The sequence below is a fragment of the Rubinisphaera italica genome (genome assembly GCF_007859715.1).
Classification (GTDB): Bacteria; Planctomycetota; Planctomycetia; order Planctomycetales; family Planctomycetaceae; genus Rubinisphaera; species Rubinisphaera italica.
The window spans coordinates 3,544,727-3,563,823 of the sequence record NZ_SJPG01000001.1; the positions used below are offsets into that span (position 1 = coordinate 3,544,727).

15 protein-coding genes are annotated in these 19,097 nt (G+C 49.3%); 9 read left to right on the forward strand and 6 right to left on the reverse strand.

The annotated features are described in order from the left end of the window. The first annotated feature begins 202 nt into the window (after positions 1–202). On the forward strand, positions 203–544 hold the full coding sequence (locus Pan54_RS13160) for a YkgJ family cysteine cluster protein (protein ID WP_242631314.1): 342 nt from the start codon (positions 203–205) through the stop codon (positions 542–544). Between the two features lie 106 nt (positions 545–650). On the opposite strand, the gene ruvB is transcribed toward Pan54_RS13160, so the two are convergent. After that, positions 651–1,703 (reverse strand): Holliday junction branch migration DNA helicase RuvB, encoded by a 1,053-nt coding sequence (gene ruvB, locus Pan54_RS13165; protein WP_146503915.1) that lies wholly within the window; start codon positions 1,701–1,703, stop codon positions 651–653. 368 nt (positions 1,704–2,071) lie between these two features. Between ruvB and Pan54_RS13170 the strand changes: the two genes are divergently transcribed. Beyond that, a complete protein-coding gene (locus Pan54_RS13170; RefSeq protein WP_146503916.1) occupies positions 2,072–5,590 on the forward strand; it encodes an MFS transporter in 3,519 nt (1,172 codons plus the stop codon). A 178-nt stretch (positions 5,591–5,768) separates the two neighbouring features. Here the strand turns inward: Pan54_RS13170 and Pan54_RS13175 are convergent, their stop codons facing one another. Further along, entirely contained in the window at positions 5,769–6,710 is a 942-nt protein-coding gene (locus tag Pan54_RS13175; protein ID WP_146506429.1) for a dihydrodipicolinate synthase family protein, read from the reverse strand. A gap of 279 nt (positions 6,711–6,989) precedes the next feature. Between Pan54_RS13175 and Pan54_RS13180 the strand changes: the two genes are divergently transcribed. The 7 genes from Pan54_RS13180 to Pan54_RS13210 all read left to right on the forward strand — a co-directional run bounded on the left by Pan54_RS13180 (position 6,990) and on the right by Pan54_RS13210 (position 15,259). Then, entirely contained in the window at positions 6,990–7,730 is a 741-nt protein-coding gene (locus Pan54_RS13180; RefSeq protein WP_146503917.1) for a hypothetical protein, read from the forward strand. Positions 7,731–7,844: 114 nt separating this feature from the next. Further along, positions 7,845–9,404, forward strand: coding sequence for a bifunctional GNAT family N-acetyltransferase/carbon-nitrogen hydrolase family protein (locus Pan54_RS13185; RefSeq protein ID WP_146503918.1), 1,560 nt, complete (start codon positions 7,845–7,847; stop codon positions 9,402–9,404). Beyond that, positions 9,394–9,861 carry a putative molybdenum carrier protein gene (locus Pan54_RS13190; protein WP_242631316.1) on the forward strand — a complete coding sequence of 156 codons (468 nt, stop codon included), beginning with the start codon at positions 9,394–9,396 and terminating at the stop codon, positions 9,859–9,861. Before Pan54_RS13185 ends, Pan54_RS13190 begins: the two co-directional genes overlap by 11 nt. Positions 9,862–10,049: 188 nt before the next feature. Further along, positions 10,050–11,723: an energy-dependent translational throttle protein EttA gene (gene ettA / locus Pan54_RS13195; protein WP_146503920.1), complete on the forward strand. Its 1,674-nt coding sequence runs from the start codon at positions 10,050–10,052 to the stop codon at positions 11,721–11,723. Between the two features lie 128 nt (positions 11,724–11,851). Beyond that, positions 11,852–13,207, forward strand: coding sequence for a threonine synthase (gene thrC, locus Pan54_RS13200; protein ID WP_242631317.1), 1,356 nt, complete (start codon positions 11,852–11,854; stop codon positions 13,205–13,207). A gap of 136 nt (positions 13,208–13,343) precedes the next feature. Then, on the forward strand, positions 13,344–13,847 hold the full coding sequence (locus tag Pan54_RS13205; RefSeq protein WP_146503922.1) for a hypothetical protein: 504 nt from the start codon (positions 13,344–13,346) through the stop codon (positions 13,845–13,847). 89 nt (positions 13,848–13,936) lie between these two features. Continuing rightward, positions 13,937–15,259 (forward strand): alkaline phosphatase family protein, encoded by a 1,323-nt coding sequence (locus tag Pan54_RS13210; RefSeq protein ID WP_146503923.1) that lies wholly within the window; start codon positions 13,937–13,939, stop codon positions 15,257–15,259. 3 nt (positions 15,260–15,262) lie between these two features. Here Pan54_RS13210 and Pan54_RS13215 read toward each other — a convergent pair whose 3' ends face one another. From Pan54_RS13215 to Pan54_RS13230, 4 genes are all read right to left on the reverse strand, one after another. Beyond that, positions 15,263–16,351: a tetratricopeptide repeat protein gene (locus tag Pan54_RS13215; RefSeq protein WP_146503924.1), complete on the reverse strand. Its 1,089-nt coding sequence runs from the start codon at positions 16,349–16,351 to the stop codon at positions 15,263–15,265. Between the two features lie 36 nt (positions 16,352–16,387). Beyond that, on the reverse strand, positions 16,388–16,846 hold the full coding sequence (locus Pan54_RS13220) for a DUF1801 domain-containing protein (RefSeq protein ID WP_146503925.1): 459 nt from the start codon (positions 16,844–16,846) through the stop codon (positions 16,388–16,390). 24 nt (positions 16,847–16,870) lie between these two features. After that, on the reverse strand, positions 16,871–17,818 hold the full coding sequence (locus tag Pan54_RS13225) for a hypothetical protein (RefSeq protein WP_207310137.1): 948 nt from the start codon (positions 17,816–17,818) through the stop codon (positions 16,871–16,873). A 101-nt stretch (positions 17,819–17,919) separates the two neighbouring features. After that, the gene (locus Pan54_RS13230; protein WP_146503926.1) at positions 17,920–18,810 is read right to left on the reverse strand and encodes a hypothetical protein; all 891 of its coding nucleotides are present in this window, start codon (positions 18,808–18,810) and stop codon (positions 17,920–17,922) included. Positions 18,811–19,097: the final 287 nt, after the last annotated feature.

The window sequence follows — 19,097 nt, forward strand, 5'->3', positions numbered from 1 at the left end:
AGTATCTGCAAATAGACGGTTTGAGTCAACGGAGGAATCGGGAGAGGTAGGAATGAACCAATGTTTATTTCCTGACAGATCAATTATCACAAATCTGAACTCAACATCGTAGAGGACGAACCCTATCTCCCTGCCACCAAAGATGTTAGAATCTCCATCCGATAATACATGGTAACATTTTCATGAATATCCGGAGCAAATTTTGACGGCCCTGAATCTTCAGCAGCTCGAACCAGATTCCTGCGAAGGGTGTGGACTCTGCTGCCAGGGAATAGGATCGCCAGTCTTGTTGTATCAGACGGACGAACGAACTTCGGGTTCACATCCCTTCCGACCAGCCGGCTTACCATCTAGTTTGATTGCGGAAATCGATAATCATTTTGGAGGCTTGCGACGCGGCGAGGAACCTCAGACACAATGTTTGTGGTTCGATCCCATTCAGCGACAATGTCGACATTACGAGTGGAGACCGCAATTCTGCAGAGATTTTGAACTGGCAGGGACTGCCTGTCTGATATTACGGCACTCCGAAGGCGATGACTGAATAATGATTGGGTGGCGGGGGCGTTCTGTTTCTGCGAAAGCCTCCGAAGGTTCTACGATTCGGGGGCTTCTCTTCAAGAGCGCCCCCGCCACCCTCGGAGATCACGCTACATCAGAGGTTCAATTTTCAAATGCTCCCAGGCGGCTGCGGTGACCATGCGGCCTCTGGGAGTTCGCTGGATAAAACCCTGACGGAGCAGAAATGGCTCGACTTCATCTTCGAGAGTATCAGGCGGACAGTTCATGGAGTGGCCAATGGCCTGAATACCGGCTGGTCCTCCGGTAAAAACCGTGATGAGAGTCGTCAGATAGCGACGATCCATCTCTTCGAGGCCGATGGCATCGACTTCGATCATCGCCAGTGCTTCTTTGGTCACAGCTTCTGAAATCGGACTCGGTGCATTTCGAACCTGAGCGAAATCGCGTGTCCACCGCAACAGATTATTCGCCTTTCGCGGCGTCCCTCGACTTCGAATCGCCAATTCGAGAGCCGCTTCTTCTGTCAGAGATGTTTTCAGTTTTTTGGCATTCCGCATTAGCAGAGTCGCCAGTTCATCGTGTTCGTAAAAATCGAAATGGGCACGATTGACGAATCGATCCCGCAGGGGAGCAGTCAACATCCCGCTGCGAGTGGTCGCTCCCACAATGGTGAACGGTTTTAAGGTCATGTTCACTGTGCGGGCATTCAAACCTTCGCCAAGAGCAATATCGACGCGAAAGTCTTCCATAGCCGGATAAATAAACTCTTCCACGGCTGGGGGCAGACGATGAATTTCATCGATAAACAGAATCGATTTTTCGCTGGCACGCGTTAAATAGGGAAGTAAATCCTTGGGAGCGCGGAGAGTTGGTCCGGACGTGATTTGAAAATCGGAATTCATCTCCTTGGGGAGCACCATTGCCAGAGTGGTTTTTCCGAGACCGGGAGGGCCTTCAAAGAGCAGATGCCCGAGCGCATCGCCCCGATTTTGAGCCGCTTCCAGAATAATTTGAATCCGCTCGACGACTTTCCGCTGTCCCACGACTTCACTAAGTGATGAGGGACGCAAATCATCATCGTGTTCGGGATCATCGAACGCAAAAGCGGTTTTGGTGGGTGGAGCCCCAGGTGGGATTTGCCCCTGATGTTCTGCTCCTGTGACAACGGTTTTTCTAGCCATCCCTGTTCAATCTTGATTCTGTTGAGGAAACAAACAGTTCCAATTCATTTATATACGCACGAAGCACAAGCGAATGTGAAAGGTGCGTCAAGACACACCCAACAGCTCTTGGAAACAAGCTCAACCCGATTGCCGGTAGATAGCCGTCCCCTCTCTGACGCTTCGGGTTAAGATTGTTTATGCAAATTCAGACACTGCAGAGGATATGTCAGAATGTACCTGCGGACAATCCCAGCTGTTGATCCCCGTCAGCAAATCGGCTTTAAGTCCTGATTAGTATAGCAGATATGACATGAATTCGTTCAAATATCGAGTTTCATCCCTTGCAGGACATCTCATTTCGACATTCTGACTGGTTTTTGCCACACATGGAACAAACGTCTTCCCCCGTCGCCGATGATACAAAATATCGCAGAGAATTACTCCAGCCGGGCTTTCTGGCTTTGCTGGCGACGCAATTTTTCACGGCTTTTAACGACAATCTGTTTCGCTGGCTGGTCGTGCCGATTGGTCAGAACTTTCTGGGCGACAGTGCCGCCCTGGCCTGGGGAGCAGTCCTGTTTACGCTGCCTTATCTGATTTTTGCTCCAGCTGCCGGTTTTCTGGCAGATCGTTTTTCTAAGCGATCCGTCATCATTGCCTGCAAGCTGGCGGAAATCTTTGTGATGTCGCTTGGCGTGTTCGCCATCTGGCATGGGAATGTGTATCTGCTGTTGTTTCTGGTGTTCTGTATGGGCACACAAAGTGCCCTGTTCTCCCCGGCCAAAATTGGAGCGATCCCCGAACTGCTTTCTCTGAAAGCGTTGTCGGAAGGAAACGGCTTGATGGCGATGATCACCATCGCCGCCTGTGCTCTGGGAACGTTCGCTGGCTTGAAAATTTACGATTTCACTTATGACGAAGCGGGCCTGCTGACGAACCTGACTCCGATCGCAGCTTCGCTATTAGGGATTGCGGTGATTGGCTGGATTGTCAGTTTCTTTGTGCGAACACAGCCAGCTGCCGATGTGAATCGCAAATTGCTGCTCAATCCGATTGAAGAACTTCGTCCCAGTCTCAAGCAACTCTTTCGCGATCCTCCCCTGGCGCGAGCCGCATTGGGAATAGCCGCGTTTTACTTCCTGGCGATTCTGTATCAGGTCAATATCGATGCCTTCGGCGAACATACCCTGCACATGGATAAAGGACAAATCGCCTTTCTGATGCCGATGTTGGTCCTGGGAATTGGTGTCGGCAGTGTGCTGGCGGGCTGGATTTCGGGGGGGATGATTCAGCTCGGAATGGTCCCAGTTGGCGCGGTGGGTATCGCCTTTACGACAATGGTGCTAGGGATTATCGGTTGGAATGTCGATGCGTCGTCGGCGGAATCGATTAATACCGGTTACTACTCGACGGCTGTCTGGCTGTTTTTGCTCGGAACCATCGGCAGCTTCTTTTATATTCCGCTCGAATCCTTTCTGCAGCACCGCAGTCCACATGCAATTCGTGGCACCATCCTCTCTGCTGCAAATGCGCTGACGAATTCGTTCATGCTACTGGCCATGGGAATGTTCTTTGTTCTGCGCGAAAACGCGGGTTTAAGTCCGGCCTGGGTCTTTATGATCGCCGGATTGTTGGCGTTGCCGATTATTGTGATCAGCTTTGCATTGTACTTCTGTGATTTCCTGCGATTCCTGCAGCGGTGTATTTCGAACTGCCTGTATTCCGTCCATCTGCATGGGTTTGATAAACTCCCGCGTGAAGGGGGAGCGTTGCTGGTTCCGAATCACATTTCCTGGTTCGATGGCTCGATGCTTTGTGGATTTGCTCCGCGGTTTGTGCGATTCATTATTTATGCGAAATATACCCGCGTCTGGTGGTTGAAAAGTTTCGCTTCGGTCTTTCGAGTGATTCCTCTTTCACCAACTGAAGGGCCGAAAGCGATTATCAAATCGCTCAAGGATGCCCGGCACAGTGTGCAGAATGGGGAGATGGTCTGTATTTTCCCCGAAGGTGGGATTTCTCGAACCGGTCGGTTGATGACCTTTAACAAGGGTGTTCTGAAGATCGTTCAGGGAACCGATGTGCCGGTCTATCCGATATACATTCACGGCATGTGGGGCAGCAAAGTCAGTTTTCGGAATGGACTACTGAAGAGTCCATTCCGCTGGCGACGAAGGGTCGATATTTATGTCGGCGAACCTCGTTACAACATTGATCATGTCGCGGGATTGCACCAAGCTGTCGAGGAAATTTCAGCCGAGTCGATGCAGGATCAAATGTTGCGACGTCCAGTTCTTCCCCGGCAGTTTGTCCGGTCCTGTCGTTCCAGCCTGTTTCGCAGAAAAGTTTCCGATTCCTCATCTCTCGAACTGACCGGTGGAAAACTGCTCGCTAGCAGCATCGCCTTCAAACGCGTGCTGGAGCGGAATGTTTATTCGAAGTCCGAACTGAATATCGGAGTGCTGCTGCCGCCCTCCGTTGGTGGCGTGCTGGCGAATACTGCATTGGCGCTGAGTCGAAAAGTTTCAGTCAATCTGAACTATACACTCGACGATGCGGTCATGAATCATTGTATTCACGATGCGAGTGTGAAGCATGTTCTGACCAGCAAAAAGTTCATCGAGAAAAAGCCGGTGCAACTGGATGCGGAACTTGTCTTTCTGGAAGACCTGAAAGAGCAGGTGAAATCGACAGATAAATTGATCGGGGCAATTTACGCCTATTTACTGCCCAGTTTTCTTTCCGAGCGAATGCTCGGATTACTAAAAATTGATCAGAATGATTTGCTGACCATCATCTATACATCGGGTTCAACGGGTGAACCTAAGGGCGTGATGTTATCTCATTTGAACGTGTTATCGAATGTGGAATCTGTCGATTACATGTTCTCGCTCAAACACGAAGATACGTTAATCGGTATTCTTCCCTTCTTCCATTCGTTCGGTTACACAATATCCATGTGGCTGGTACTGGCGATGAAACCGGCTGGGGCTTATCACTTCAATCCGCTCGACGCCCGGCAGGTTGGCAAGCTGGCCGAAAAGTATAAGGGAACCATTATCCTGGCGACGCCAACGTTCCTGCGATCTTATGTGAAACGAATTCCAGCCGAGCAGATGTCTCATCTCTGGTTGATTGTCGTCGGAGCCGAGAAACTACCCGCTGATTTATCGCAGGCCTGCGAAGAAAAATTTGGGGTCACTCCGATTGAAGGCTATGGTTCGACGGAAATGTCGCCTCTGGTCGCTGCGAATCAGCCGGATCATAAAGATGAAAACTCGGAATTCACGATGAACCGTATCGGAACGGTCGGCCAATGTGTGCCGGGAGTCTTTGGAAAAATTGTTGATCCCGAAACCCACGAAGAACTTCCCCACGACAAAGAAGGACTGCTCATGGTAACTGGTGCCAATGTGATGCAGGGTTATCTCAACAAACCTGACAAGACGGCTGAGGTCGTGCACGATGGCTGGTACAACACGGGCGACTTCGGAAAAATTGACCCCGATGGTTACATCACGCTGACAGGCCGACAAAGTCGATTTTCAAAAATTGGTGGCGAAATGGTGCCTCATATTCGGATTGAAGAAGTCCTCAATACGCTGCTCGAACAGATCGCTCCGATGACCAATGCGGAAAATGATGATGTCGTCAAAATTCGCCTGGCGGTCTCAGCCGTTCCTGATGAGAAAAAAGGGGAACGGATTGTGGTACTGCATCTTCCGCTGGGTGAGTATCGTGAAAAGTTGATCAAGGAGCTTCACAAATCCGACCTGCCCAACCTCTGGTTGCCTGGTAATGATGGATTTATCGAAGTCGAAGAAATTCCACTGCTGGGAACCGGCAAGATGGATCTCAAGGCGGTGAAATTACTGGCGATGGAGCATTGTGGTCAGCCTGTTTGACGTGCCAAAATCTAAAATATCACGAGTGGCAAGGACATTCTCGAAGAGAAGCCCTCGAATCGTAGAACTTCGGGGGCTTCCGCTGAAGCGGAGCGCCCCCGCCACCCCATACTGTTTTTTCCTCTCACTCCAAAGATCGATTGGGGGAACGAACTGAAAATCGGGCAATACGGATTTTTTACATCCAGCGTTGTAATCGGTCGAGGATTTCCTGGAGGATGAAGCGGTCGGATTCTGGGCGTTTCGGGCTGTTGACGTGAGTTTCGTCGGTTTCAATCCAGTTTCTCAAGTGCAGGAATTGAGCCGCATTGTGCTTATAGGCGGGGACCGGCACGCGAAACGCGAAATGCCCCAGATACTGCAGCGTATCGTTCAATTCGTAGAACTCATTGTTTCCGGTTTCCCAGAATCGATCCCGTATTGCAAACAAATCGGGAGCGAATGTCGATAAGCCGAGCAGGTAATCGGAACCGTACATCACCATATCGATCGCCAGATCATTCCCTGTCATGACCATGAAGTCGGGGCGTTGATTATTTCTGATTAGGAGTCGTTCCCATTCGAGTTCCCGCGAGAGAGAAGAATGTTTCGCACCGATACATTGGGGAATACTGAGAAGCTTGCTGTATAAATCGAGGGAATAAATTTTTCCGAAGGGAGCGAACATGGTGCCGAGTTCAAAGGCGATAAAACGGTCTGTTCTGCTTGCCAAAGCCGCATATCGCCTGGCGATTTCTTCGTCGGTTCCGCTGGTTAACCCGTAGGACTGAAAGAGTACGGACGTGCCGCCGAAGCTGTCGATCAATTCGATTTCCGTGTGGTATTCGGACTGGCGAAAGGCATCCCCTTCACGATCACCCACATACGCCCCGGCTACAAATTCCTTTCCCGAAGCGATATCTCGCGTGCGGGAAAGAACCTCAACTTTGGTGGCAGAATCGATCAGATTCGCATAGCCGGTGTCCATATTGATCGCTGGAATCAGCCCCGCAGCATAAGTTCGTTCGACATGGGCATCGAATCCGTTCCAGTCGACAGCCCCCGTACCTGTCAAGGGTAGCAAAATTGCAGAATATCCTTTAATCTTACGGTTCGGAATGATCAATTCGATGGGATTCATATCTCGCTTCATTTCAAATACAGGCACATCAAGGTTATTCCATTCAGTGTAGTCAATCACAATTGCATTTAACATTGTGGTAAAAAAATCTGCCTGTTGCGTCTGTCTTTTTAGATTCGGATTGCTATGATCGCTATTTATGGTATCCTCCATGGCACCTGAACATAAATATCATAGCATTGTCTACGAATTTCGTTAAGCCACTCTTCCAACGAATCATCACTCTCGACAATGACGATTTGATCAAGACGACAAATGAGCGGTAGAGGATGAAAACAGATGGCTAAAAAAGTATCGTCGCAACTATGGCTCCAGGGACGGGTCCCCAGTGGATACTGGGATCACGTTACGAACCAAAAAGCCTATATGCGTTGGTTAGCTAAAGAGTTAGGTTATAAAAAGACGGAAGACTGGTATCAGGTTTCCAAGCAGGATTTTCACGTTCGCTCTGGTGGTGGTTTGCTGGCCAACTATTATCATGATTCTCCGCAGCAGGCCGTGTTAGCACATTTCCCCGAGTATGAATGGCGACCATGGCTGTTTCGCAGTACGTCCCAGGGATTCTGGCAGGATAAAAAGAATCGTCTGGCCTATATGGACTGGCTCGGCGAACATCTTGGTCTGAAATCTCTGGAAGACTGGTATAAGGTGAGCCGCTCGCATTTCCACACCAATCATGGTGGAGGCATGCTGGCCAATTATTATGGCGATTCTGTATTCCGAGCCCTGCGGGAATATGCTCCCAAGAAAAAATGGGTTCCCTGGCGATTTGCAACGGTTCCTCAAGGCTTCTGGAAAGAGCAGAAGAACCGTCAGACTTACCTTCGCTGGCTGGGAAAAGAACTCGGCTACGACAAGCCTTCCGACTGGTACAAGTTGACACGCCAACATTTCTCTGAAAACCATGGCGAAGCACTTTTTGCGACTTATTACAATGGATCGATCATGAAGGCCTTGAAGGATTACCGTCCTTCGCAAAAATGGAGTGCTGACAGACTGCGTGAGGCACGAAAAGAGTAATTCAGTAAGAGGACTTTTTTATTACGTGCCGACTTGACCGAAGCACACCAATGTGCATCCGCTCTAATTATCAGGTTGACCCTGACTTATATTCATTAAGAATTGATTCTCAGAATGCCCGCGCTTGATCTCAGTGAATTCGAATGGAAAACCGTTCTCCGCAAGTTGACGATTGATGACTTTAATGAATTGATTGCCCTGCAGGAACTTTGCTTTCCCGGCATGGCGGTGTGGGATATTGCGCAGATTGAAAGTCAGATCGCAAACTTCCCAGAGGGGCAACTCTGTATCGAAATTGACGGGCAACTGGCAGCGACTTCGAGCAGCCTGATGCTCCAGTACGATCCCGATATGGCCTGGTACGACTGGAAGAAAGTTGCCGACGATGGCTACATCCGTAATCACAATCCCAAAGGCGATACGCTGTATGGCATCGAAATCATGGTGCATCCCGATTTTCGGGGGATGAAGCTGGCTCGTCGCCTTTATGAGGCCCGCAAAGAGATCTGTCGTCAGAAAAACCTGCGACGAATCATTATCGGCGGTCGCATTCCCGGCTACTCGGAACATGCTGATAAATTAACCGCTCGTGAGTATGTCGATCAGGTTTTCGACAAAAAATTATATGATCCGGTTTTGACCGCCCAAATTGCCAACGGTTTCTTCCTGCAGGGCTTGATTTCCAATTACTTCCCTACCGATACTCACTCCAAAGGCTATGCGACCTTCCTGGAATGGAAGAACCTGGATTATCTTCCGAAATCGAAACGTCGAGTCGCGCACACGATCGAACCGATTCGTTTAGCCGTCGTGCAGTATGAAATGCGACAGATCTCCGGATTCGAAGATTTTGCCCGGCAGTGTGAGTTCTTTATCGATACCGCGTCCGAATATCACAGCGATTTTGTTGTGTTTCCTGAGTTGTTTACGACTCAGTTACTCTCCTGCACGAGTGTAACCCGACCAGGCCATGCGGCTCGGCATCTTGCCGAATACACGCCGCAATATCTGGACTTGCTGACAGAACTCGCTGTTAAGTATGACATCAATATCATCGGCGGATCGCAGTTCGTCATTGAAAATGAAACCCTTTACAACATTTCCTACCTTTTCCGCAGGGATGGAACGCTCGGGAAGCAATACAAAATCCACATCACACCCAGCGAACGAAAATGGTGGGGGGTTTTACCGGGAGATCGAGTAGAAGTGTTTGATACCGATTGTGGTCGGGTCGCTATTCTGATCTGTTACGATATTGAATTCCCGGAACTGGTCCGGATCGCGGCTCAAAAAGGGGCTCAGATAATTTTTGTGCCGTTCAATACCGATACGCGTCACGGCTACCTGAGAATTCGTCACTGTGCCTTGGCTCGGTGTGTCGAGAATCACGTTTATGTTGCTGTTTCCGGCTGCACAGGCAACCTGCCTTTTGTCGAAAACTCCGATATTCATTACGCACAGTCGGCGATTTTCACCCCGGCTGATGCCGAGTTTGCCCGGGATGCCATCGCGGCTGAGTGCAATGCGAACATCGAAACGATGATCATTCACGATGTCGACCTCGAACAGGTCCGCCGTCACAAACTCGGCGGCAGCGTCCAGAACTGGAACGATCGCCGACGCGATCTTTACAAAGTCGTCTACAAAGAAGATGGCGAGGATCGTGAAGTCTGAGTTACTGGTTCAGAAGATTGTTTCAGGTGGTCAATCGGGGGTCGATCGGGCGGCTCTGGATTTTGCATTGAAACACGGCATCCCCTGCGGAGGCTGGTGCCCGGCAGGGCGTCGGGCGGAAGATGGTGTCATTCCTGATTGTTATCCGCTTCAGGAAACGGAAGAACGTCGCTATGATGTCCGCACGGCTGCGAATATCATGGATTCCGACGGAACCCTCATAATTTCCCCGGAACCGCTGCTCGGTGGTACGAAATTGACGCAAGATCTGGCTGTCAAAAAGGGAAAACCTCTGCTGATCCTCTCCCCAAATGGATTATTCACAGCCGACTTGATTGAACCTTGGCTCAAAGAGCATAAAATCGAGGTATTGAACGTCGCCGGGCCGAGAGAATCGACCAGTCCGGGAATTTCTCGTCAGACGGGAAAGCTACTGCAAGCGTTGATCAAGAATTGAACCTCCAGGTCAGGCTGTGCCTGATGTTTTGAACCGGTAATTAACTCATTACGAGTGGTGCCACGGCTCTGTGAGCCGTGTAATTCGAACTGCACGGCTCACAGAGCCATGGCACTAATTATTTAACATAGCTGAATTGTCAGGCAGAGCCTGACTGACGGCGAAAAATCTAATCACAGAAGTGAAACATGGCTCAACAATACATTTTTCAAATGGAAAACCTGACCCGCATCTACGATGAGAAAGCGGTTCTGGAAAATATCTGGCTGTCATTCTATCCGGGTGCAAAAATTGGAGTCCTCGGCAGCAACGGATCCGGAAAAAGTACCCTGCTCCGAATTATGGCTGGGAAGGATAAGGATTTCATGGGCACGGCTGAGCCTGCCAAGGGTGTCAAAATCGGTTACTTCGAGCAGGAACCCCAGCTCGATCCCCAGAAAACCGTGGGAGAATGCATCGAAGATGGTGTCGAGGAATCTCGCGCGATTCTCGATCGCTATAACGAAATCAATATGAAATTTGGTGAGGAGATGACTCCCGAAGAAATGGAAGCCCTCATCGAAGAGCAGGCTGCCGTTCAGGATAAGATTGATGTCGGCAACCTGTGGGAACTCGATCGTCAACTCGAAATCGCGGCTGATGCATTGCGTCTGCCACCTGCTGAGGCAATCGTTGAACATCTCTCTGGGGGTGAAAAGCGTCGGGTCGCCTTGTGTCAACTCCTGTTGAAAAACCCGGATATGATCCTCATCGACGAACCAACCAACCATCTGGATGCCGAATCGGTTTCCTGGCTGGAGCAGTTCCTCGACAAATTCCCGGGCACCGTCGTTGCGGTGACCCATGACCGGTATTTCCTGGACAATGTCGCTGGCTGGATTCTCGAACTGGATCGCGGACACGGATATCCCTACGAAGGGAATTATACATCGTGGCTTGAGCAGAAAATGAAGCGACTGGAAGTTGAAGAGAAACGGGAATCGCGACGGCAGAAAGAATTGAAGCGGGAACTGGAATGGTCGAAAATGTCTCCCAAGGCTCGGGCGACTAAAAACAAAGCTCGTTTGCAACGACTGGATGACCTGCAAAGTCAGCAATATGACGAACGTGAAGGCGCAGCCGACATTCAGATTCCGATTTCCCGTCCGCTGGGAGATCTTGTTGTGAAATTCACGGGAGTTTCGAAATCGTTTGGCGATCGGACCCTCTTCAAAGATCTCGAGTTCAACCTGCCTCGTGGAGGAATTGTCGGCGTCATCGGTCCGAATGGAGCCGGTAAAACGACTCTGTTCAAACTGATCATGGGCACAGAAAAACCAGATACCGGCGAAATTAAAATCGGCGAAACGGTCGACCTGGCTTATGTTGACCAGAGCCGCGATGCACTCGATGGCAAGAAAACGGTTTACGAGGAAATCAGTGGTGGACACGATACCCTTGAAATCGGCGGCTCAAAAATCCACGCACGTGCCTATTGCGGACGTTTCAACTTCAAGGGTTCCGATCAGCAGAAATTTGTCGGCGATCTCTCTGGGGGAGAACGAAACCGCGTTCATCTTGGTAAATTGCTGCGATCTGGTGGAAATTTAATGCTGCTGGATGAACCGACGAACGATCTGGATGTCGAAACATTGCGGTCCCTTGAAGAAGGATTGAACAACTTCAGCGGCTGTGCAATGGTGACAAGCCATGATCGCTGGTTCCTGGATCGAATTGCCACACACATCCTGGCCTTTGAAGGCGATGGAAATGTTGTGTGGTTTGAAGGGAATTACAAGATGTATGACATCCAGCGAAGAGAACGACTCGGGGATATTTCGGATCGTCCTTCTCGCTCGCAGTTTAAGCCGATTACAAGATAACTGAGATGTTCCTTCTCCCCAAGAGAAGGAAATTAAAGATACCCAACAGTCTGATCGACGATTAATTCGGGAGTTTACTCATTACCACTTTCAACGACTATTCCTCAGCCGCTTATCAGGCGTGCTTATTGCCCGAGAACACCGAAACATATTCGTTGAGTGAAGTCCGTACGAACGGAACCAACGGCGACCTGCTCGACATCCGTTATGACTGGGACAAAATTCCTGTTCCCTCGAGCCTGAAGGAATTCGAAAAACGCTGGTCAACCCGTAACAATCCCCTCGATTACTCGGGTGTCTGGCGGTTCCGGGAACTGTTCCCTTTCGCTCCAGAGAATCAAATCGTCACGATTGGTGAAGGTCAAACCGTTCTGCAGCAGAATGATGGTGTCGCCAAATATGCGGGAATCAATTCGGGTGGACTTTATCTGCAATACGAAGGAATGAATCCCTCCGGCAGTTTCAAAGACAACGGCATGACTGCCGCCTCGACTCATGCCCGCATGGTCGGTGCCAAGTTTACCGCCTGTGCTTCAACCGGTAATACGAGTGCATCTCTGGCCATTTATGGAGGTATCACGGGACTGTTTCAGGTACTGGTATTTGTCGGCTCGGGAAAGATCGCTTACGGAAAACTTTCACAGGCCCTCGATTACGGAGCCGTCACTTTGCAAATTGATGGCGACTTTGACGATGCCCTCAAACAGGTGCGACGCGTTTGCGATCAAGCTGGCATTTATCTTTGCAACAGCGTAAATCCCTTCCGACTCGAAGGTCAGAAATCGATCATGTATCGCGTACTTGAAGGACTCGGCTGGGAAGTTCCCGACTGGATTGTCGTTCCCGGCGGAAACCTGGGCAACTCGAGCGCGTTCGGCAAAGCGTTCATGGAACTCAAAGAACTCGGTCTGATTGACCGCATACCAAGATTGGCCGTCATCAATGCAGCCGGTGCTTCCACACTCACCCGGATGTATAACGATGAAGGTCTGCGCTGGAATGACGGTAAGCCTGATCAGAATCTGATCGCCGAATATTTCCGACGCATGGATGAACAGGACGGCCGAGCCGGTACGCTGGCTTCGGCGATTGAAATCAATCGACCGGTGAATTTGACGAAATGTTTAAGAGCACTTTCCGTTTGTGATGGTGTCGTTCGCGATGTGTCCGACGAAGAGATTCTCGATGGCAAAGCCCAGGTTGGTCGGCACGGTTTCGGCTGTGAACCAGCCAGTGGTGCCAGTGTTGCCGGGGCCAAATTGCTGCGGGAACAGGGTATCATTGCGCCGAGCGATCGGGTTGTCTGTATTTTGACGGGCCATCAATTAAAGGATCCGACCGTAACTGTCGCTTATCATTCCGGCGATCGTGAAGCTCTCGCCAAGCATGGTGCAGTTGAACCTCACTTTGGGAATGCCCCCATTCGTGTCGACAACGATTTCGACAAAATCATGGAAGTCATCGAGCAATATTCGGGGGAATAGTTGCTGGGGATTGAATCCAGCATAAGAAACTCCGTAAAATTCGATAGTATGAATTTCGAGAGGCGAACGAATGCAGAATATAGCACTGAATTGCTCAGAATCCTTCTGAGTACAAAACAGGAAACGGTTGAAGTCGATGAATAATCCTTATGAAGATCTGGAATATCTCTCCGAAAATCTCCCTGACGAAGGAGAGTCGGTCATCATCAGTCGACGTCGTGGCCAGTTGGTTTGCGAACCTTTCATGGATTCTCAAACGGGTTCAGAAACGACTGTTGGCGTGATCAACCGCGAATTTTACGGACGGCTCGTTGCCACGAATGCGAAACTGAGACACTTCTGGTCCCGTCCACTGATTCTGTCTTTGCTTTTGATTTATGCGGTCAGCATTGGCATGCAGCAGTTCATTCATCTGGGCTGGTCAGATTGGGTTCTGTATCTGGCTGCAGCGACAGTCATTCTGGTGTCCGTCGGTTCGCTGGTTCGATTTCGACAACGGATTTATTTCCGTTCGATTGTCTGCCCGCTGCTTCAGCAGTTAATGAGCGATCATCAGATCGACAAATATTCGCTGATTGCCTACCTCTCAACACAACGGCAACTTGGACCACTTTACATGGCGATGACTCGCTGGACGTGATCGTCGGTTAAGTATTCTTCCATTAATTAAATTGCAGACTTTCCCCCTCGCTGACGCTTCGGGTTAAGAGATTAGATTTGATCAACACCATGTCTCACCGCTCCGCTGCTCTAGTCTCGATTCCCGGGCTTCGTGCTCAAGACATCGCCCAGATGCCAACACTCTCTCGACTGGCGGGTGAAGGTTCGCAGATTCCGCTTGTCCCTTCGTTCCCGCCCGTGACCTGTCCCGTGCAAATTTCCATGTCAACCGGAGTAGATCCTTCCGAGCATGGGGTGATTGCAAACGGTTTTTACTGGCGGGATAAGCATCAGGTTGAAATGTGGACGGCTTGGAATGAAGTCATTCAGGCACCGCGGATTTGGGACCGACTGCGGGAACACGATGAGGAACTCACTTCAGCGGTCTGGTTTCCGTTACTAACCAAAGGCACCTCTTCAGATTATGCCTGCACTTTTGCACCCATCCATAATCCCGATGGTTCGGAATCGCTCTGGTGTTATACAAAGCCAACCGAACTTTATGGCGAACTCCGGGATGAGTTGGGTCATTTTCCACTCAAACATTTCTGGGGACCACTTGCGAATATCAAATCGAGTGCCTGGATTATCGACTCGGCTATCGTCGCCGCTCAGAAATATGCTCCACGGTTTTACTTCATCTATCTGCCGCATCTGGACTATGCCGCTCAGAAGTTTGGTCCAAACAGTCCGGAAGCGAAACAGGCTCTTGTCGACTTGGATGCAGAGTTGGAAAAACTCATCAGTGGTTTTGAGCAGGCTGGTTTGAAAGATGTGCTGTGGCTGTTCGCAGGAGAATATGCAATCACAGAAGTTGATGCGGTTTCCTATCCGAATCGATTGTTACGCGAAGCAGGGTTATTGACCGTCGAAACCAAAGACGACGGCGAGTGGATTGATTTTGCCAACACACCTGCCTGGGTCCTGGCGGATCATCAGTTTGGGCACGTCTTCGTGAAAGAGGCTGGCAACATTGAAAAGGTCGCCGAAGTTCTGCGAGCCGATCCCCTGATTGAACAGGTACTGGTAGGAGCGGAACGTGCGAGCTTGAATCTCGATCATGAGCGGAGTGGTGAAATCGTCATCATTTCCAAACCGAATGCCTGGTTTGCCTATTACTACTGGCTGGATGATAACAAAGCTCCCGGCTTTGCCCGAACGATCGATATCCATCGCAAACCGGGTTACGATCCGTGCGAGATGTTTATCAATATGCCGAGCATGCAGACACCGCTCGATGCAACACTCGTCAAAGGCTCGCATGGTTATCCTGCCGATTCTCCTGCGCGAGAGACCGTGCTGATCAGTTCAGATGCCAGCCTGATTTCGGGTGATCGCATCCGCGATGTTGATCTGGCCGAGATTGTTTATAAGAACTTTGGAATTGAATAACGATCATTTTTTCCAGAACTGCCAGGGCTTCTTTTTATCTGCTTTTGGTATCGATTTCGGTTTTATCAGTTCGTCAAACGATTTCGGCTGGGGACGGTCACCATTGGAAACATCATTGATGATGTTCTGAATGTTGTGATTGATCTTGTCTTGAGGATCCAGTTTCAAAGCCGCTCGAATCGTTTTTTCAGCCTCCGGTAATTTCCCCGCCAGCAAATAGGCGATGGCCAGGTTACCAATCGTCGGAGAATTGTCTGGCTGCAAACTGGCAGCATGCTGATTCACTTCGACGGCTTCATCAAACTTATTGAGACTCAAACAGGCTCCTGCCAGCTCACGAGGAATTGCTTCCACTCCTTTTTCCAGTTCGAACGCTCGACGAAAAGCTTCATACGCTTTTTCCGTATTTCCAAGAGACGAATGCCCTTTCCCATAAAACCAGAGGGCATTCCACCAGTCAGGCTCTTCAGCAAGAACCTGATCCAGCAATGTTAAAGCCTCCTGAACATCTATTGCCGCCTGTCCGGTCAAAAATGGCTGACCGGGATTATGAAAATGTTTCTGGATAATTTCAGAAGCCGTTTTATAATAAGCCTCCACTGGAGTTGATGTCCGTCCAATGAAGAGTTCTTTACCGGAGTTCTTATCTCGATAGACTTCGACATTCCCCTCAACGCGCACAAACTCCATATCCTTCATGTCCTCTTTAGTCCCGTAAAGTAATCCAGAACCGACTTTAGGATCCCAGCCTTCATAGGTAAAAAGATTTTGGGGATCTGTTCCAACTTTCCAGGCAATTATCGCCTTTTCCCAGCGTGTTGAAGCAAGCCATTCGCAGTAAGGAGTCACCGACTGATCAAACTCGTTCACTATCACGAGATCAGAATCCGGTCCCTGTGTTCCATTGATGTCCAATTCTTCGAGAGACTCCCGATATTTAAAAGCATCTTCCTGAGTCATAAAACTGCTGGACCACAGATGGTCATCAGCAATTGTTTTACAGTTGGCTGGTTTCAAGGTGCCATCATCGAGCAGATGCTGAATGCGACTTTTCAGCATGACTACGGCATAACCTTCAATGGGAATCGTCATGGAGCGTCCTCACTTGTGTTAATTTTCAAACAGAATTTAGCAAGTTCCCCGCTGTTCCCGCGCCTGTTCATACTCAGCAATAAAATCACTGACTGACGTGCTGGCAATAATTTCGGCGATTGTTTCCAGAGGCAAATCATCAAGTGATTTGAAGCGAATACAGGATTTTCCCATGTTGAGCTTTTTATTGGCTGCTTTAAATGCCTTGACGAGCCGCCCCATTTTCCCCGCCTCCTGATAGACGCACATCAAATACAGCGAGCAGTAATTCTTCTGCGAAGCCAGTGCGATGTAATTGAGTGGTTGTTTGTTGTAAGTCTCCGGATAGCGATTCAAGGGAACTTCATAACTGATCATTCCCCAGTTCATCGTCTCCTCATAGCCTTGCGGCAAATTATCGAGAATCAACTGGCGCAGTTCGCTGATGATCTCACGCCGATCTTCCTGTAAAGAATTCAGGTAGTCAGTAACCGTTTTTGCCTGACTGGAAACCATAGGATTTCATCCAAGATAGTGAAATTACTGAAACCGCTTATTCAATTCCGTCAACCCATTGACAACAAGATCCCAATCTCCAATCAGAACATACGTGCGAAACTGGTAATCGGTCGCGGGAACTCCTGAGGTGTTTCGATAGCGGCAAACGCAATTCCATTTCACGACACGATGAGCGGGAAAATCAAATCGACCATAGCCAGGTCCTTGCCAACCATCGGGAAAGTTAACCGGCGGCATGACGCAAGCCATAGCATGTTTTTTATCGGTTGTGGTGAATATTAAAGGATGTTTCTGCTCGCCGGGACCAACGGAAATCGGCAATACTTCGCCACTCGATAGATTGTAAGTAAAAAACTGATCGAACTCAGGAGGCATGTAGCCAGTGAGCACTTCGAACTGTGCGAAGTTATGCCGTTCATCAATCGGTAAACCGAAAGTGGTCTCATACTCAATGACTTGAGGCAAGTCTTTGATACCAATCTGCACACGTTTGGTAAGCGTATGGTTGGAAAGAATCGTTTGATTCTTAGCTGGATTTCCAAATGACTTTCCGTTTGGTGGTAACCAGAATGCCATTTGAGTAGTCGTCTGCAACAGATTTTTATCAGCAATCAGATGCAGCAGTCGACTTGAAGAAGTCGGGCCAGCACTATCGGCGACCGAACCGGCTTCAGTCGGGTTGAAGGTTTCGGGAATCATCGGAGAACCGAAGTCGAAGTTCGTTGCCGATTGCAACTGACGACCGTGATCGGCGCTGTTAATGAACTCTTGACCATTCCAGGTTATGGAATCAATGGCGCCAGCAAGTCTCTCGGTTGTTGTGATTACGATTTCTGAATTGGCCAGTGGACTGCTGATCCTGCTGTTGCCCGAGACCTTAAACTCTTCAGATGAAACTTGCTGCGATGAAAGACTCATGCCGTAACAGAGGGAACCGAAAAACACAATCAATTTTACAATCAGAAACATTGAGATCGCCGCAATTATTATCCACTAATTTTTCACTGCGAATTGATTTTTTCAGGCAATTTCACAACAGCAAACCATGTAGCTGACTATTCTCCAAGTCATTAAAAAGGCGATGCTGAAGGTGTAGTTGCTGCAGGTGTTTCAGGAGATGCAGCAGGCGCTCCATTTCCATTGGGGGCTGGTTGAGCCGGGGCACGTTTTACGGCCGGTTTTTCAGTCGACAGATCGACCGTCTGGAGAGAGAGCAGGATTCGATTTTCCAGCTCTTCTCCCGCACTCACATTTCGAGGTAATGCGTAGACCAGTGCCATTCGCATGTCGCCATTCTGGTAGAGATAGACCTGGTATTGCCGTGCAAGACCATCTTCGGCTGGTTCTTCTGGAACAAGGGTGATCGTTGTGAATTCTTTGGGAGGTGCAAACTTCTCATCTTTAGGTTCGGGAACGGTTTCATGAAACCATTTATTGACGCGATCGGTCGCTGTACCACTTTTTTTCTCATCGATCACAACTTGTAATGCATCGACCATGTCATTCAGGACATCTTCATGAAACTTGAGGGGATCGCCAATCTCATCTTTCGTTTTGAAAGTCCGCCAGTAGTCATAGTTTGTCAGTAAATAGAGATAACCAGTTTCGGATGAAGTGGCTCCGGAAGCATCAACCGTTGTGAGATTCGCTTTCCATGCAGCTGACATGCCGGGAAGTTCCATTTCCACAAATGTGGGCTGTCTCGGATCGACCTGCGGAGGTTCATCCTCTTCAGAGGATTTGGGACGTGGTGGAGGAGCGGGGATTTCTGTTAGCTGTTTGGGAATCCGAATCGTCACGCCATCTTTCATGAACTGCGGACTGAGATTCTGATTCAGCCGATCGATGAAATCGAAATAGGTTGTCGTGAATTCCAGACGATCCTCGTAGGTTTTCGTGCCACAACCAACACAGACAAAGGTCAGAATCGAGAAAACGATCCAGCCCGACAGAGAATTCATTTTCGAGCACTGCGCCCATCGAGAGCAAAACATAGGTGAAATTTCTATTCGAAGATATTTAGCAGCCAAGTCCGGTCAGACGAAGGCGATACGATTGAAATCGGTTCATAATTGTGCACTGATTTTCGTTGATCGAGAGGCTAGAGTCAATTGTGGCGTGGCCTTGCAGGTAAATTTGAGCCGGATCAGTTAGAGCGTGAGGTTTCGGAAGTAAGTGACGAAATGAACCACCAAGACGCCGAAATTGAGAGATTTGAAGTATGACCACAAGATTGCGACTGTTTTTT

Coding starts and splice junctions, on each gene's coding strand:
- ruvB (WP_146503915.1), bottom strand. CDS start 1,703: ATGGCTAGAAAAACCGTTGTCACAGGAGCAGAACATCAGGGGCAAATC.
- Pan54_RS13170 (WP_146503916.1), top strand. CDS start 2,072: ATGGAACAAACGTCTTCCCCCGTCGCCGATGATACAAAATATCGCAGA.
- Pan54_RS13175 (WP_146506429.1), bottom strand. CDS start 6,710: ATGAATCCCATCGAATTGATCATTCCGAACCGTAAGATTAAAGGATAT.
- Pan54_RS13180 (WP_146503917.1), top strand. CDS start 6,990: ATGGCTAAAAAAGTATCGTCGCAACTATGGCTCCAGGGACGGGTCCCC.
- Pan54_RS13185 (WP_146503918.1), top strand. CDS start 7,845: ATGCCCGCGCTTGATCTCAGTGAATTCGAATGGAAAACCGTTCTCCGC.
- ettA (WP_146503920.1), top strand. CDS start 10,050: ATGGCTCAACAATACATTTTTCAAATGGAAAACCTGACCCGCATCTAC.
- Pan54_RS13205 (WP_146503922.1), top strand. CDS start 13,344: ATGAATAATCCTTATGAAGATCTGGAATATCTCTCCGAAAATCTCCCT.
- Pan54_RS13210 (WP_146503923.1), top strand. CDS start 13,937: ATGTCTCACCGCTCCGCTGCTCTAGTCTCGATTCCCGGGCTTCGTGCT.
- Pan54_RS13215 (WP_146503924.1), bottom strand. CDS start 16,351: ATGACGATTCCCATTGAAGGTTATGCCGTAGTCATGCTGAAAAGTCGC.
- Pan54_RS13220 (WP_146503925.1), bottom strand. CDS start 16,846: ATGGTTTCCAGTCAGGCAAAAACGGTTACTGACTACCTGAATTCTTTA.
- Pan54_RS13225 (WP_207310137.1), bottom strand. CDS start 17,818: ATGTTTCTGATTGTAAAATTGATTGTGTTTTTCGGTTCCCTCTGTTAC.
- Pan54_RS13230 (WP_146503926.1), bottom strand. CDS start 18,810: ATGAATTCTCTGTCGGGCTGGATCGTTTTCTCGATTCTGACCTTTGTC.